General features: G+C 73.3%; 15 protein-coding genes. 10 read left to right on the top strand and 5 right to left on the bottom strand.

What is annotated here, in order from left to right:
- The first annotated feature begins 95 nt into the window (after nt 1-95).
- Together BCL65_RS13015 and BCL65_RS13010 are read left to right on the top strand one after the other, a co-directional pair.
- Entirely contained in the window at nt 96-1,229 is a 1,134-nt protein-coding gene (locus BCL65_RS13015; RefSeq protein WP_106268672.1) for a branched-chain amino acid aminotransferase, read from the top strand.
- A gap of 23 nt (nt 1,230-1,252) precedes the next feature.
- Nucleotides 1,253-2,374 carry a winged helix DNA-binding domain-containing protein gene (locus tag BCL65_RS13010; RefSeq protein WP_106268671.1) on the top strand — a complete coding sequence of 374 codons (1,122 nt, stop codon included), beginning with the start codon at nt 1,253-1,255 and terminating at the stop codon, nt 2,372-2,374.
- Here the strand turns inward: BCL65_RS13010 and BCL65_RS13005 are convergent.
- Nucleotides 2,361-2,927, bottom strand: a complete 567-nt coding sequence (locus BCL65_RS13005; protein ID WP_125206544.1) for a hypothetical protein — start codon at nt 2,925-2,927, stop codon at nt 2,361-2,363. The two genes, BCL65_RS13010 and BCL65_RS13005, sit on opposite strands and share 14 nt — an antisense overlap.
- Nucleotides 2,928-3,187: 260 nt before the next feature.
- Here BCL65_RS13005 and cimA point away from each other — a divergent pair, with 260 nt between their 5' ends.
- Complete coding sequence (gene cimA, locus BCL65_RS13000) at nt 3,188-4,843, top strand: citramalate synthase (RefSeq protein WP_106268668.1); 1,656 nt, start codon at nt 3,188-3,190, stop codon at nt 4,841-4,843.
- Nucleotides 4,844-4,846: 3 nt separating this feature from the next.
- Here the strand turns inward: cimA and BCL65_RS12995 are convergent, their stop codons facing one another.
- A complete protein-coding gene (locus BCL65_RS12995; protein ID WP_106268749.1) occupies nt 4,847-5,773 on the bottom strand; it encodes a MurR/RpiR family transcriptional regulator in 927 nt (308 codons plus the stop codon).
- 57 nt (nt 5,774-5,830) lie between these two features.
- Between BCL65_RS12995 and BCL65_RS12990 the strand changes: the two genes are divergently transcribed.
- The 5 genes from BCL65_RS12990 (at nt 5,831) to BCL65_RS12970 (ending at nt 11,858) form a co-directional block, all read left to right on the top strand.
- Nucleotides 5,831-6,907, top strand: a complete 1,077-nt coding sequence (locus BCL65_RS12990; RefSeq protein WP_106268747.1) for a lipoate--protein ligase family protein — start codon at nt 5,831-5,833, stop codon at nt 6,905-6,907.
- Nucleotides 6,908-7,127: 220 nt separating this feature from the next.
- On the top strand, nt 7,128-8,414 hold the full coding sequence (locus BCL65_RS12985; RefSeq protein WP_243401041.1) for a sugar ABC transporter substrate-binding protein: 1,287 nt from the start codon (nt 7,128-7,130) through the stop codon (nt 8,412-8,414).
- Nucleotides 8,415-8,417: 3 nt separating this feature from the next.
- Nucleotides 8,418-9,386 carry a carbohydrate ABC transporter permease gene (locus BCL65_RS12980; protein ID WP_106268665.1) on the top strand — a complete coding sequence of 323 codons (969 nt, stop codon included), beginning with the start codon at nt 8,418-8,420 and terminating at the stop codon, nt 9,384-9,386.
- Nucleotides 9,383-10,225, top strand: a complete 843-nt coding sequence (locus BCL65_RS12975) for a carbohydrate ABC transporter permease (RefSeq protein WP_374956681.1) — start codon at nt 9,383-9,385, stop codon at nt 10,223-10,225. The genes BCL65_RS12980 and BCL65_RS12975 overlap by 4 nt, the downstream gene beginning before the upstream one ends.
- 4 nt (nt 10,226-10,229) lie before the next feature.
- Nucleotides 10,230-11,858 (top strand): glycoside hydrolase family 3 N-terminal domain-containing protein, encoded by a 1,629-nt coding sequence (locus BCL65_RS12970; protein WP_243401040.1) that lies wholly within the window; start codon nt 10,230-10,232, stop codon nt 11,856-11,858.
- Here the strand turns inward: BCL65_RS12970 and BCL65_RS12965 are convergent.
- Nucleotides 11,845-12,600, bottom strand: a complete 756-nt coding sequence (locus tag BCL65_RS12965; protein ID WP_106268661.1) for a YggS family pyridoxal phosphate-dependent enzyme — start codon at nt 12,598-12,600, stop codon at nt 11,845-11,847. The two genes, BCL65_RS12970 and BCL65_RS12965, sit on opposite strands and share 14 nt — an antisense overlap.
- An 80-nt stretch (nt 12,601-12,680) precedes the next feature.
- Here BCL65_RS12965 and BCL65_RS12960 point away from each other — a divergent pair, with 80 nt between their 5' ends.
- Entirely contained in the window at nt 12,681-13,085 is a 405-nt protein-coding gene (locus BCL65_RS12960; protein ID WP_106268659.1) for a YccF domain-containing protein, read from the top strand.
- Between the two features lie 6 nt (nt 13,086-13,091).
- Here the strand turns inward: BCL65_RS12960 and BCL65_RS12955 are convergent, their stop codons facing one another.
- The gene (locus BCL65_RS12955) at nt 13,092-13,628 is read right to left on the bottom strand and encodes a putative immunity protein (RefSeq protein ID WP_106268658.1); all 537 of its coding nucleotides are present in this window, start codon (nt 13,626-13,628) and stop codon (nt 13,092-13,094) included.
- A gap of 4 nt (nt 13,629-13,632) precedes the next feature.
- A complete protein-coding gene (ybaK, locus tag BCL65_RS12950) occupies nt 13,633-14,127 on the bottom strand; it encodes a Cys-tRNA(Pro) deacylase (protein WP_207767719.1) in 495 nt (164 codons plus the stop codon).
- 81 nt (nt 14,128-14,208) lie between these two features.
- Between ybaK and BCL65_RS12945 the strand changes: the two genes are divergently transcribed.
- Nucleotides 14,209-14,961 carry a sulfite exporter TauE/SafE family protein gene (locus BCL65_RS12945; protein WP_106268656.1) on the top strand — a complete coding sequence of 251 codons (753 nt, stop codon included), beginning with the start codon at nt 14,209-14,211 and terminating at the stop codon, nt 14,959-14,961.
- Nucleotides 14,962-14,967: the final 6 nt, after the last annotated feature.

The raw sequence follows: 14,967 nt of genomic DNA, 5'->3' as shown, positions 1-14,967 counted from the left end.
GTGCATCTTCCCCGGGTCGGACCGGTGCTCGCGTAGGTCACGGTGGCGAAGCCGTGGAAGACTACACAGGTCCGCACGTGAAAGGGTCCGCAGACATGACCAGCACCGACAGTTCCGCCATCCTCCCCGCCGAGCTCGAGGACCTCGTCGCACTGTTCGACGTCGAGCAGTCCGACGCCCCGACGCCCGACGCCGAACGCGAGGCCGCGCTCGCCGAGCCGCGCTTCGGCACGGTCTTCACGGACCACATGGCGCGCATCACCTGGCGCCGGGACACCGGCTGGCTGGACCGCCGGATCGAGAAGTACGGGCCCCTCCAGCTCGACCCGGCCACCGCCGTCCTGCACTACGCGCAGGAGATCTTCGAGGGGATGAAGGCGTACAAGCACGCGGACGGCTCCGTGTGGACCTTCCGGCCGGACGCGAACGCCGCGCGGTTCGCCCGCTCGGCCCACCGGCTGGCGCTGCCCGCGCTGTCGGTCGACGACTTCATCGGGTCCATCGCCGCGCTCGTCCGCACGGACCGCGCGTGGGTGCCCTCGGGCGAGGACTCCAGCCTGTACCTGCGTCCCTTCATGTTCGCCTCCGAGGCGTTCCTCGGGGTGCGTCCCGCGGCCGAGGTCGAGTACCTGTGCATCGCCTCGCCCGTCGGCCCCTACTTCGCCGGGGGCGTGCGGCCGGTGTCGATCTGGGTCGCCGAGGACTACCACCGGTCCGGCCCCGGCGGCACGGGTGATGCCAAGTGCGGCGGCAACTATGCCGCGAGCCTGCTGCCGCAGACGCAGGCGCAGGAGAACGGCTGCGACCAGGTGTGCTTCCTCGACGCCACGACGAACTCCTACCTCGAGGAGCTCGGCGGCATGAACGTGTTCGTCGTCATGGCCGACGGCAGCGTCCACACGCCGGAGCTCACCGGTTCCATCCTGGAGGGCGTGACGCGTTCGTCGATCCTGCAGCTCGCCTCCGACCGGGGGCGTGACGTCGTCGAGCGCCGCATCCCGCTCGCCGAGCTGGTGGCCGGGCTGGCCGACGGCAGCGTGCGGGAGGTCTTCGCCTGTGGCACCGCGGCCGTGATCACGCCCGTGGGTCGCCTGGCCGGGGGCACGTTCGACCACACCGTCGGCGACGGCGAGCCTGGCGACCTGACCATGCAGATCCGCACCGAGCTCACGGACATCCAGTACGGTCGCGCCGCGGACCGCCACGGCTGGATGCGTCGCCTGGCCTGAGTGCCCACGGCGGCCCATCGACGATGACGACGGAGGTCACGCTCGACGAGCTCGGCCGGACGACGCTGGCCCGGCAGCTCCTCCTCGCGCGCGCGGACGGCGCGGTCGCCGAGGTGGTCGGCGCGGTCGGCGGGCTGCAGGCGCAGCATCCCGACATGCCGGCCACGGCCCTCTGGGCGCGGCGGACGGGACGGACGTCCGACCTCCGGGACGCCCTCGCCGACCGCGAGGTCGTCCGGGCGACCGTCATGCGTTCGACCCTGCACGTGGTCCCCGCGGCGCGCTGGGCGGATCTCGACGCCGTCAGCGCGGCCGAGCGCCTGGCGACGTGGCGGGCCAGCGCCCGCCGAGCGGGTGTGGACCTGGTGGAGCTCAACGCCGAGGTGCGCGAGCTCTGCCGCGCCACGGCCCGCACCGTGGACCAGATCGAGGCCTTCGCCGCCGAGCGGTATCCCGGCGTCGACGTGACCGCCGCGGTACCGGACGGCGTGAGCCGACCGTGGTGGCGGCTCGCCTCGGCAGGCGGCGGTCTGGTCCGGGTGCCGCCCAGCAGCACCGGCGAGGCCGACGTCCCGGCCTCCTACGCCGACGGCGCCACCTGGTGCGAGGTCACGGAGCGGCCCGACGTCGACGCCGCCCGGGTGCGCGCCGTCGTCGGCTACCTGCGGGCGTTCGGCCCCGCCACCCGTGCCGACATCGGCCACGGACTCGGCATCCGCCGGGCCACGCCGCTGAAGGCGGCGCTCACCGGGATCGGCGTTCGTGTGCTCGGCGGTCCCGGCGGGGCGGAGCTGCTGGACCTGCCCGACGGCGAGGTCGTGCCGGCGGACGTCCCCGTACCCGTGCGCTTCCTGCCGCGGTGGGAGCACCTGCTCGTCGCGCTGAAGGACCGGCGGCGCTTCCTCGACGACGCCGGGGCGTCAGCGGTGTACCGCCGCAACGGCGACGTCCTGCCCACCTTCTGGGCAGACGGCCGGGTCGCGGGGACGTGGAGCGTGGTGCGTTCCGACGAGGGTGCCGAGATCCGGTTGACCGCGATCGGTCCTGCTGCCGCGGAGCGCCGCGAGGCGATCGAGGCCGAGGCCGCGTCGCTGGCCACCCACCTCGGCACCGGCACCGCCGGCACGTCCGTCAGGTGGTCGTGACGGGCACCGACAGGGTGCGCCCCAGCACCGACCCGAGCATGGACGACACGGCCAGGCCGAGGATGACCCACACCAGCGCCGTCATGGCCCCGGCGAGCGGGTCGGGGTTCCCGGTGAACGGCAGCACGGCGAGGATCACGGTCGTCAGGCCCACGAGCCACCCGAAGAACATGCGCGGCCGGGGCGCGATGACGACGAGCAGGTGCAGGACCGCCGCGCCCAGCAGGGCGAAGACGGCGCCGGCGCCGGCCCACGAGGCGTCGTCGCCGGCACCGAGCACGTCGGGCGGCGCGTAGAGCCCGATGTCGAACACCTCGTCGAAGATGACGGACGCGGCCAGGCCGAGGAGCGCGCACACCAGGACGGTCGCGGCGGCGCCGGCCCAGTAGCGGCCGACGTCGAGCTGCGGCCGCTGCGGCGGGAGCGGCTGGGCAGGCGACCAGCTCGGCCGGCCCGGCACGGGGACGACGCCGGGCGGCTGCTCGTCGGAGGGCACCCTACCCATGCTCCGGGTGGGGTCTTCCGCGCCGTAGGGCCGCTGGGGATCGCTCACGGTCGTCCTCCTCGTGTGGTCAACGCCCCCTAGCCGACCACACCTGGCCCTCGCCCACCCGCTGGACACACGGGTGACCTCGCAGAAGTGCTGTGGCACTATGTGAGCCATGACTCGTGCATCCCGGCGCCACTCGCGCTGCCGCTGCCTCATTAGCTAGCGCGTCCGGTCCACCTGACCGGACGCGCAGACCTTCCGTACCCGGAGGGTCTTTTTTGTTGTCCAGAGCCGTTGTCCTATCGATCCCACGGGAGCCACCGATGGCCACCGCCCCGTTCCACGTGTACGACACCACCCTGCGCGACGGTGCGCAGCAGGAGGGGATGAACCTCTCCGTCGCGGACAAGCTCGCGATCGCACCGCTCCTCGACGAGCTCGGGGTCGGCTTCATCGAGGGCGGGTGGCCCGGCGCCATCCCCAAGGACACGGAGTTCTTCCGGCGTGCCGCCAAGGAGATCGAGCTGCGTCACGCGGTGCTCGCCGCGTTCGGCTCGACGCGCAAGGCCGGTACCCGGGCCTGGGACGACCCGCAGGTGCGCGCGCTGCTCGACTCCGAGGCGCCCGTGGTCACGTTGGTCGCCAAGTCGGACGTCCGCCACGTCGAGCGGGCGCTGCGCACGACGCCGGACGAGGGCATCGCCATGATCCGCGACACCGTGGAGTTCCTGGTCGGCGAAGGCCGCCGGGTGGTGGTGGACGCGGAGCACTTCTTCGACGGCTACCGGTACGACGCCGGCTACACGCGTTCCGCCGTCGTCGCGGCCTTCGAGGCTGGCGCGGAGGTCGTGGCGCTGTGCGACACGAACGGCGGCATGCTCCCGTCCTGGGTGGGGGACGTGGTCACGGAGCTGCGCGAGTCCCTCGGGATGGCCCACGGCCGCGACGCGCTGCCCGGCGACGCGCTGCTCGGCATGCACGCCCACAACGACTCCGGGTGCGCGATCGCGAACACGCTGGCTGCCGTCGACGCGGGCTGCGCGCACGTCCAGGGCACCGTGAACGGGTACGGCGAACGCACCGGCAACGTCGACCTGGTGGCCGTCGTCGCGAACCTCGCGCTGAAGAGCGGGATCCGGACGCTGCCGGGCGACGGCCTGGCCGAGTCCACCCGGATCGCGCACGCGGTCGCGGAGATCACCAACATCGCACCCCACGCGCGCCAGCCCTACGTCGGGGCGAGCGCGTTCGCCCACAAGGCCGGCCTGCACGCCAGCGCGATCAAGGTGGACCCGGACCTGTACCAGCACATCGACCCGACGGCCGTGGGCAACGACATGCGGATGCTGGTCTCCGACATGGCCGGGCGGGCGTCGATCGAGCTCAAGGGCCGCGAGCTCGGCTTCGACCTCGCGGGCCAGGGCGAGCTGCTCACCCGGGTCACCACGCGGGTCAAGGACGCCGAGGCGCAGGGGTACACGTTCGACGCGGCCGACGCCTCGTTCGAGCTCATCCTGCGCGAGGAGCTCACGGGGGACCGGCCGCACTACTTCCGGATCGAGTCCTGGCGCGCGATCGTCGAGACCTCGGGCGGCCGGTCGGGCGGCACGCCGAACGCCGACCGGCGCGACGCCGAGGCGCTGGCCGAGGCCACCGTGAAGCTGCACGCCGGCGGCGAGCGGATCGTCGTGACCGGTGAGGGCAACGGTCCCGTCAACGCGCTCGACCAGGCGCTGCGTCACGCGCTGACGAGGGTCTACCCCCAGATCGAGAAGTTCGACCTGGTGGACTTCAAGGTGCGCATCCTCGATGCCGAGCACGGGACCGACGCGACGACCCGCGTCCTGGTGGAGACCACGGACGGCCAGCACACGTGGTCGACGGTCGGCGTGGGTCCGAACATCATCGAGGCGGCCTGGGAGGCCCTGATCGACGCGCACGTGTACGGCCTGGTGCACGCCGGCGTCGACCCTCGCTGACGTTCAGCGGGAGCCGGGGTCCATGCGGTGCTGCTGGACGGCGTCGTAGGTGACCGCCAGGGCGGCCGTCGTCGCCTCGAACCGGCGCTGCGCGACGCGCACGAACAGGAAGTCGACCACGGCGAGCTGGGCGATCCGGCTCGACAGGGCGCCCGAGCGGAACTGCGTCTCGCGCGCGGCGGTGGTCAGCACGACGTCCGCGGTCTCGGCCAGCGGCGAGGCGGGGGAGTTGGTGATCGCGACCGTCGCCGCCCCGCGTGCGCGGGCCAGGGTCAGCGCCTGGACCGGCTCCACGGTGCGCCCGGTGTGGGACACCGCGACGGCGACGGAGCCGCTGCCGTGCAGCGCGGCCGACTGCAGCTGCTGGTGCGAGTCCACGGGGGCGAGGCACACGAGCCCGATCCGGGACAGCTTCTGCGCGAGATCCTGTGCGGTCAGGCCCGACGACCCGACGCCGTACACGTCGATGCGGTCGGCCCGGGCGACGGCGCCCACCGCGCTCTCCAGCGCGTCGAGGTCCAGGAGGCGCGCGGTCTCCTCGATGGCGCGCGCCTCGTGGAAGGCGATCTTGCGCACGACGTCGGTGGCGTCGTCGGTCCGGTTGATCTCTCCCTGGGCGACGCCGGAGCGCTCCAGCTCGACCGCCCGGCGGCTCGCCGCCTGCGCCAGGTCGATGCGGAACTCCGCGTAGCCGGTGTACCCGACGGTCCGGCAGAAGCGCACGACCGTCGCCTGGGAGGTTCCGGCCCGGACCGCCAGCTCGGAGATCGTGGCGCCGACGGCGGCGGCGACGTCGGTGAGGACGACGTCGGCGACGCGCGCCTCGGCCGGGGGCAGCGTGGGGCGTGCCTGCCGGAGCCGGACGAGCACGTCACCGTCCGTCGTCGCTCCCGGTCCGCGTCGTCCTGGTGGTGCACCGCTCGAGGTCACGCGCACAGCGTCTCATCGATGGCCCCGTCCACGCTGACGGCGGGCTACCGTGGACCCGTGCGAGGAGAGTACAAGGTCCCCGGTGGCAAGCTCGTGGCGGTCGACGTCGAGGTCGCGGACGGCCGGTTGACCGACGTCCGGCTGAGCGGCGACTTCTTCCTGGAGCCGGACGAGGCGCTGGGCGTCATCGACGCGGCGCTGACCGGCCTCCCCGAGGGGACGTCACCCCGTGACCTGGCCGTCGCCGTCGAGCAGGGGTTGAGCGCCGCCGAGGCGGACGGTTCGCTGGCGGGCCCCGTCGCGCTGGTCGGGTTCGACCCGTGGTCCGTGGCGGTCGCCGTGCGCCGTGCCCTGGGCCGCGCCTCGTCCTGGGAGGACCACACGTTCGAGGTGCTGCGTCCGGGGCCGCTGCCACCGCGCACCCTGGCGGCGCTGGACCAGGTGCTGACCGAGGAGCTGGCGGAGGGTCGCCGCGGTCCGACGCTGCGCTTCTGGGAGTGGGACGAGCGGGCGGTGTTCATCGGGTCCTTCCAGTCCTACCGCAACGAGATCGACGACGACGGCGTGGACCGGCACGGCGTCACGGTGGTGCGGCGCATCAGCGGGGGCGGGGCGATGTTCATGGAGGCCGGCAACTGCGTGACGTTCTCCCTGGTCGTGCCGGCCTCGCTCGTGGACGGACTGAGCTTCGAGCAGTCGTACGCGTTCCTGGACGACTGGGTGCTCGGTGCGCTCGCGGACGTGGGGGTGGAGGCACACTTCGCCGGCATGAACGACGTCGCGTCGCCGGTGGGCAAGCTCGCCGGGTCGGCGCAGAAGCGCCTCGCCGGGGGAGCGGTGCTGCACCACATGACGATGGCCTACGACATCGACCAGGACAAGATGCTCGAGGTGCTGCGCATCGGCCGCGAGAAGCTGTCGGACAAGGGCACCCGCAGCGCGAACAAGCGGGTGGACCCGCTGCGCTCGCAGACCGGCCTGGCACGCGAGGCGATCCTCGACGCGTTCGACAAGCACTTCCGCAGCCGTTACCGGACGACCGACTCGGAGCTGCGGCCCGAGGAGCTCGAGCGCGCGGAGGAGCTGGTGCGCACGAAGTTCGCGACGCGGGAGTGGATCCACCGGGTCCCCTGAGGTCACCGTCCGGTCACGAAGTCGGGAGCGGACTTTCGTCCGTCGGTCGAGGACACTATGGTTCAGGGCAAGCGGCGTGGGGGAAACTATTCTTCACGTTTGTTATCTGCCCGAACAGCGCCGCTACGGACAACGAGGTCTCGGGTCGGGACGCAGAGGTTCCACGGCCCGGCCTGCACCGCGAGCGACGGAGGTAGCGATGCGGCGGCACACATTCAGGATGGCGACGGCGGTAGCCACGACGGCGGCGGTCACGCTGGCGGTCTCGGCCTGCGGCTCCGACGACGGGGGAGGTAGCACCGGCGGCGCGACCGACGCCGAGGGGCAGACCCTCGACGTGTGGATCATGCAGGGCACCAACCCCAGCGCGGACGCCTTCTTCGAGGAGGTCGGCACGGCGTTCACCGAGCAGACGGGGGCCGAGCTCAACGTCGAGTTCGTCGAGTGGGGGGACGCGCACGACCGGTTCGTCACGTCGATCGCCGGCGGCACGACGCCGGATGTCGCCGAGACCGGCACCACGTGGACGCCCGAGTTCGCCGACGCCGGTGCGCTCGCACCGCTCGGTGACCACGTCGCGGAGGCCGGCCTCGACGGCGACCTCGTCGAGGGGCTCGTCGAGGCGGGCACCTACGACGGCGAGCTCTACGGCATGCCGTGGTACGCCGGCGTGCGCTCGCTGGTCTACAACACGGAGATCTTCGAGCAGGCAGGCGTCGAGCCGCCCACCACCTGGGACGAGCTCGAGGCCGCCGCACAGGCCATCAAGGCCGAGTTCCCGGACAAGATCGCCGTCGCCGTCCCCGGCGACGCCGAGTTCACGGTCTACCCGTGGGTCTGGGGCGCCGGCGGAGACGTCGCCACGCTCGAGGGTGACACCTGGACGTCGCAGCTCGACAGCCCCGCGGCGCAGGAGGGGCTGTCGTTCTGGACCGGCCTGGCCGAGCAGGGCCTGTCGTCCGCCGGGGCGACGACCTGGCGCGAGACCGACGTCCTCGACGCCTTCGCCCTGGGCGACGTGGGCATGGCGATCATGGGGTCCTGGACCCCGGGTGCCATCGTCGAGGCCAACGCGGACATGGAGGGCAAGTTCGCCGCCGTGCCGATCCCCGGCCAGGACGGCGGGATCTCCCCGTCGGTGCTCGGTGGCTCCCACCTGAGCATGTTCGAGACCGCCGAGAACAAGGACCTCGCGTTCGCGTTCATCGAGATGATGACCACGGGCGAGCTCGCGACGAAGTGGGGCGAGCAGGCGGGCTACTTCCCGGGGCAGAAGTCCTTGCTCGACAAGACGCTGGCCAGCACCGACCCGCTGGTCGCCCCGTTCGCGGAGCAGTTCGTCGACGGCGGAGCGTCCGTGCCCGTCTCGCCGCACTTCGGGGCGGTGCAGGCGAAGGGGACCACCTCGACCATGATGCAGTCGATCCTGTCCGGCGACGCCGACGTCGCCGCCGCGAGCAGCGCCGCTGCCGAGGAGATGACCAGCCTGCTCAACGGCGGCAGCTGACGCATGACGAGCACCACTCGCGTCTCGGCGCCGGCAGGGCGCGGCAACGCACCTGCCGGCGCCGACCGCGTCCGCGGCCGCTCCCTCGTCGCCCGCAGCCGGCCCTGGCTCCTGCTCGCGCCGGCGCTGGTCGTCCTGGCGGTCCTCATGCTGTGGCCGCTGATCCGGGTCCTGCTCTTCTCCCTGCAGGACTACGGGCTGCCCCAGATCGTCTCGGGCGAGACGGTGTGGATCGGCCTGGACAACTACACCGAGGTGCTGACCTCGGCCCAGCTGTGGCAGGTGGTGCTGCCGAACACCGTGGGCTTCTCGGTGCTCGCGGTCTCCTGCACCGTCGCGTTCGGCACCGCCGTCGCGGTGCTCCTGGCGTCGCTCGGCACGGTGTGGCGCACCATCGTGTCCAGCGCGATCATGGCGGCCTGGGCGATGCCCGCCGTGACGGGCACGTACGTGTGGGTGTGGATCTTCGACGCCGACCGCGGCGTGTTCAACCACGTCCTGCAGTCGCTCGGGCTGCAGGACCAGGCGGTGAACTGGTTCACCGACCGCTGGTCCTTCTACGCCATCGTGCTGATCAACATCGTCCACCACGGCTTCCCGTTCGTGGCGGTCACGGTGCTGGCCGGCCTCCTCGGTGTCCCGAAGGAGCTGCTCGAGGCGGCCGAGGTCGACGGTGCCGGCGCATGGCGGCGGTTCTTCTCGATCATCGTCCCGCAGCTGCGCCAGGTGTTCGCCGTCGTGATCATCCTGTCGACGATCTGGGACTTCAAGGTCTTCGCCCAGGTCTTCCTCATGCCCGGCGGCGCCGGGACGAACCGTGAGGTGCTCAACCTGGGCGTGTGGTCCTACGTCGAGTCCTTCGGGCAGAACCGCTACGGGTTCGGCTCGGCCATCGCCGTGCTCCTGACGCTGATGCTGCTCGTCGTCACGGTCGTCTACGTCCGCACCATCCTGAAGGAGGACGAGCTGTGAGCCTGCTGAGCACACGGCGCCCGACGCCCGCCGTGCGGGCGGGCAAGGGCCTGGCTGTCGCCGGGCTGCTGCTCTTCACCCTGTTCCCGGCGTACTGGATGCTGGTCAGCGCGTTCGACGCGCGCGCGGGGCGGGGCTCGTCGTTCGTCCCGGCCGAGCCGACGCTCGACCACTTCGAGTTCGTGCTCACCGAGGGCGGGTTCGACGTCTTCCTGCGCAACTCGGTGGTGGTCGCCCTGGTGACCGTCGTCGTGTCCTCGCTGCTGGCGTTGCTGGCATCGGTGGCGGTCGCCCGGTTCCGGTTCCGGTTCCGCACCCAGGTGCTGCTCATGGTGCTGGTCGTGCAGATGGTCCCGCTCGAGGCCCTCGTGATCCCCCTGTTCGTGCAGGTGCGTGACCTGGGGCTGCTCGAACAGCTCCTCGGGCTCGTGGTGGTCTACGTGGCGCTCGCCCTGCCGTTCGGCATCTGGATGCTGCGCGGCTTCGTCGCCGCGGTCCCGGTCGAGCTGGAGGAGGCCGCCTACCTCGACGGGGCGACCTGGGGCCGGATGTTCCGCTCCGTCCTGTTCCCGCTCGTGGCACCCGGTCTCGTCGCGACGAGCATCTTCAGCTTCATCACCGCCTGGAACGAGTTCCTGTTCGCGATGACGCTGCTCGGCGCGGCCACGGAGAACTACACCGTGGCCATCGGCCTGCGCTCGTTCTTCGGGCAGTTCTCCAACCAGTGGGGAGCGATCATGGCGGCGTCGACGCTGATCACGCTGCCCGTGATGATCTTCTTCATCCTCGTGCAGCGCCGTCTCGCCTCCGGCCTGACCGCCGGTGCCGTGAAGGGCTGAGCCGGTGGCGCCACGTCTCGCCGGTACCGCCGACCCCGTAGATCCCACCGACCCCGGCGTCCGCCGGGCCGTGCTCGGCGTGCTGCTGCCCGGGTTCACGGGGACGCAGCCGCCCTCCTGGGTCCTCGACGCGGCGCGCGACGGCCTGGCCGGTGTGGTGCTGTTCGCGCACAACACGCCCGACGTCGCGACGGCGGCCGGGCTGACCACGCGGCTGCACGAGGCCTCGCCGGGTCTGCTGGTGGCCGTCGACGAGGAGGGTGGCGACGTCTCCCGCCTCGAGGCGGGCTCCGGCTCGTCGCTGCCGGGCGCGGCCGCCCTGGGGCTCGTCGACGACGAGCGGCTCACCCACGAGGCCGGAGCGGCGCTCGGCCGGCTGCTCGCCGCCGTCGGCGTCGACCTCGATCTCGCACCGGTGCTCGACGTCGACGTCCCGGGCAACCCGGTCATCGGCGTCCGGGCGTTCGGCGACGTGCCGGAGCGTGTCGCGCGGCACGGGCTCGCGTTCGCCCGCGGCCTGCACCGGGGCGGTGCCGGCACGTGCGCCAAGCACTTCCCGGGCCACGGCGGCACGACGACGGACTCGCACCTCGAGCTGCCCGTCGTCACCGCCTCGCTGGACGCGCTGCGCCGTCGGGACCTGCTGCCGTTCGTCGAGGCGTTCGCACCGGACGCGGACGGCCGCGCGGGCGTCGACGCGCTCATGACGGCGCACGTCGTGGTTCCCGACCTCGGTCCCGGCCCGGCCTCCCTCGAGCCCGCCACCGTGCGGCTGGCCCGTGATCTGGGGTTCGACGGCCCGGTCATCACCGACGCGCTCGACATGGGGGCCGTCTCGGACGGGGCCCACGTCGGCGAGGCGGCCGTCCGAGCGGTCGAGGCGGGGGCCGACCTGCTGTGTCTCGGCACCACCGCGGGACGCGACGACGAGGGGCTGTTCCGCGACGCCGTCGGAGCCCTGGCCGACGCCGTCGCCGCAGGGCGGATCGGAGTCCAGCGGCTGCAGGACTCCGCGGCACGCACCGCCGCAGCCGTCGCCACCATCCGTGCCCGGCGCCGCCGGGCCGGCGCCGAGACCGGACCGGAGGCTGCCCGGGCGGCCCTGAGGGAGCTCGGCGAGGTCGGGCGTCGGGCCGCGGTCGCCGCGGTCCGTCCGCTCGGCGTCGGGCTGGAGCCGCTCTCTGCCGCCCCCGAGGTGGTCGACCTGCGTCTGCGGCTCGACCACGCCGCGGGCCGCCGGTCGGAGCAGGTGCAGCATGCTGTCGCACGGCGGTGGCCGGACGCCGTCGTGCACCCACCGCTGGACGACGAACGCTTCGCCGGGCTGCTGGCCGCCTGGCGGGAGGAGACGCCTGGGCTGCGCCGGCCCCTCGTGGTCGTCACGCGCGAACCGGTGCCCGGCACGCCCGAGGGGGACCGGCTGACCGCGATCCTGGCGTGCCGCGGCGAGGTGCACGTGGTGCATACCGGCACCCCGGCGGCGCACCACCTCGTCGACCCCGTGCTCCGGAGCCGCCCCGGCGCCGGGGTCGTGCTCGCCTGCGGGACGGGGCGTGCCAACGCGGAGGCCGCCGTCGACCTGCTCGCCCGCGGGACCGGCGGGCCCGCGCAGAGCCCGCCTACGCCGGGGTAGGGCGCGCGCCGAACACCCCGGTCCCCACGCGCACGATCGTCGCGCCCTCGGCGACGGCGAGCTCCAGGTCGCCCGACATCCCCATGGACAGCTCGCGTGCCTCGTCCGTGCCGGGCGCGCCGCTCACCAGGACCTCGTCCCGGAGCGCTCGCAGCCGGGCGAAACCGGCCCGCACCACGCCGTCGTCGTCGGAGCGGGCCCCGATCGTCATGAGTCCCGTGAGCCGCAGCCCGTCCAGCGCGGCCACGTGGCGGGCCAGCGCCACGGCGTCCGACGGCGCCACCCCGGACTTGCTCTCCTCGCCCGAGACGTTCACCTGGACCATGACGTCGAGCGTGCGGCCGGCGCGCACGGCCCGCTCGGAGAGCGCGTCGGCCAGGGAGGCGCGGTCGACGGTCTCCAGGCCGGTGACCGCCGGCAGCATCTGGTTGATCTTGTTGCGCTGCAGGTTGCCGATCATGTGCACCTCGAGGCGGCCGGCCGCCACGAGGTCCGCCAGCGCCGGAGCCTTGGCGACGAGCTCCTGCACGCGGTTCTCGCCGATCAGCGGCGGGGCGTCGTCGTCCCTGGCCGCGGCCAGGGCGGCGGCAGCCTCGACCGCGGCGAGCACCGTCCCGGCGTCCTGCGTCTTGGTGGCGAGCAGCAGCCGGACGTCGGCCGGGTCGCGTCCGGCGGCGGTCGCGGCGGCGTCGACCCGCGCGCGCACCGCGGCGAGCCGGTCGTGGACCGGGGGAGTGGGCATGCGGCCAGTCTACGAAGGCCAGGGTGCGCTCAGGGGAATCCCGGGTCCCGCGCCGTGGCCTGCGGTGCGAGAATCAAGGGGTGAAGGCACTGCTCAACATCATCTGGCTCGTCTTCGGCGGGCTCGTGCTCGCGCTCGGCTACGCCGTCGCGGGCATCATCTGCTGCGTGCTCGTCGTCACGATCCCGTGGGGCATCGCGTCGTTCCGCATCGCCGGGTACGCGCTGTGGCCGTTCGGACGGACGGTGGTGGACAAGCCGCAGGCGGGCGCGTGGTCGGTGCTGGGCAACATCATCTGGATCGTCGTCGCCGGCATCTGGCTGGCCATCAGTCACGTGCTGACGGCGATCGCCCAGGCGATCACGATCATCGGCATCCCGCTCGCGATCGCGAACCTCAAGATGATCCCGATCTCCTTGCTGCCGCTCGGCAAGGACATCGTGCCCAGCGACGCGCGGTACCCCACGTACCAGCGGACGGCGTAGCGGGCCTCAGGCCTCCTCGCGCAGCGCGGCGTCGAGGTCTCGCAGCAGCTCGCCGACGCGTCCGCCGCCCGGAGGCGCCTCGGGGTAGCGCAGCAGGACCCCTCGTACGCCGGCGTCGGACAGGGCCCGGAGCCGTGCGAGGTGGTCCTCCCCGGCGCGGTGGGAGTCGCCGGCGGCGAGCTCCACGGCGCGGGCGGCATGGGCGGCCGCCCCCAGGATGTGCTTGACCTGGTGGGCCTGGGCGAGGGGGTGCAGGAACGCGGCGGCGGCCGCGCTCATGGCGGAGCGGGCGGCTTCCCCCGCAGCGGTCGGACCGGCGTCGCGGGCCGCGCGATGAGCGGCCCAGCCGGCGGCCCGGAGCGCCGCCCGCCGCGGGCCGCCCTGCGCGAAGGCCTCGGCCGCCGTCAGCGCCTCGAGCGGCCGAAGGTCCTCGGGGTGCGCGGCGGTGAAGTGTTCCAGGACCGTCCGGGCGCACTCGATGCCGTAGGCGGTGACCGTGCGCAGCTCGTCCGTGGTCAGCGGGACCTCGCGCCGTGCGTCCACCGGGTCAGCGACCGATCGTCGCGACGGTCGCGCCGGTGAGCCGCACGAGGTCGGTCGGCGCCAGCGCCAGGTCGAGCCCACGGCGTCCGCCGGAGACGTAGACTGTCTCGAACTCCTGAGCCGAGGCGTCCAGGACGGTGCGGTGCCGGGCGCGCTGACCGAGCGGCGAGATGCCGCCCGCCACGTAGCCGGTCGCTCGCTCGGCGCGGGCGACGTCGGCCATCGCGGCGCGCTTGCCGCCGACGGCGCGGGCGAGCGCCTTGAGGTCCAGCGATCCGGTGACCGGGACGACGGCGACGACCAGCGCGCCGTCGACGTCTGCCATCAGGGTCTTGAGCACCTGCTCGGGCGCGACGCCGAGGGCCGCGGCGGCCTCCGCGCCGTAGCTCAGGCCGCTCGCCGGGTCGTGGGTGTACGGGTGCAGCGTGTGCGGCACGCCTGCCTTCTCCAGCGCGAGCACGGCGGGGGTGCCGCCGCTCGCCGTCCTCTTCCGGGCCACGACGCCCAGTGTGCCCGACCTCGCAGCCCGTGCGCGCCACCGGTGGCGGGGACGAGCCGGGCCGCGGCGTACCGTGGGGCGGTGCTCACCCTCCTCGTCCTCGCCATCCTCGTCGGCGGGATCCTCCAGCGGGTGACGGGCATGGGCTTCGGGCTGGTCGCCGGCCCGTTCATCGTGCTGATCGTCGGCCCGCTGGAGGGCGTCCTCTTCGTCAACCTCTCCGGGGCGATCGCCTCGACGATCATCCTCGGCCGGGTGGTGCGCGACGTCGAGTGGCGCAAGTTCGCCTGGCTCACGCTGACGTCGGTGGTGGTGACGGTGCCCGCCGCGCTCCTGCTGCGGGACGTGAGCGCACCGGCGCTCGAGGCGACGGTGGGCGCGGTCGTCATCGTGGCGATGACGCTGGCCGTCGTCACGACGCGGCTGCGCCGCGAGGGGGCGCACCCGCTCGACGGCGAGTCGCGCTGGCCGCTCGCCGTGACGGGCGTGGCCAGCGGGTTCGGGTCCGTGGCGGCGGGCATCGGGGGACCGCCGGTGGCGGTCTACTCCGTGCTCAGCGGCTGGGACGCGAAGCGGTTCGCCGCGACGGCCCAACCGTTCTTCGCGGTGAACGCCCTGGCGGCGCTGGTCGCCAAGCTGGTCCTGGCGGACGCGTCGTTCCCCGCCATGGACGCGTGGCAGTGGGTGCTGCTCATGGTGTCGATCGTCGGCGGGCTCGCGATCGGCGAGGTGCTCGCCCCGCGCGTCTCGGCGAACGCCACCCGCCGGGTGCTCATCGTCCTCGCCTACGTGGGCGGGCTGGCGACGTTGACCCGGGGTCTGACCGGTCTGTGACGGCGG

Origin of the sequence: Isoptericola halotolerans (genome assembly GCF_003003075.1) — a bacterium.
In the GTDB taxonomy this organism is placed as follows: domain Bacteria; phylum Actinomycetota; class Actinomycetes; order Actinomycetales; family Cellulomonadaceae; genus Isoptericola; species Isoptericola halotolerans_A.
This window is presented reverse-complemented; position numbering and strand designations above follow the sequence as displayed.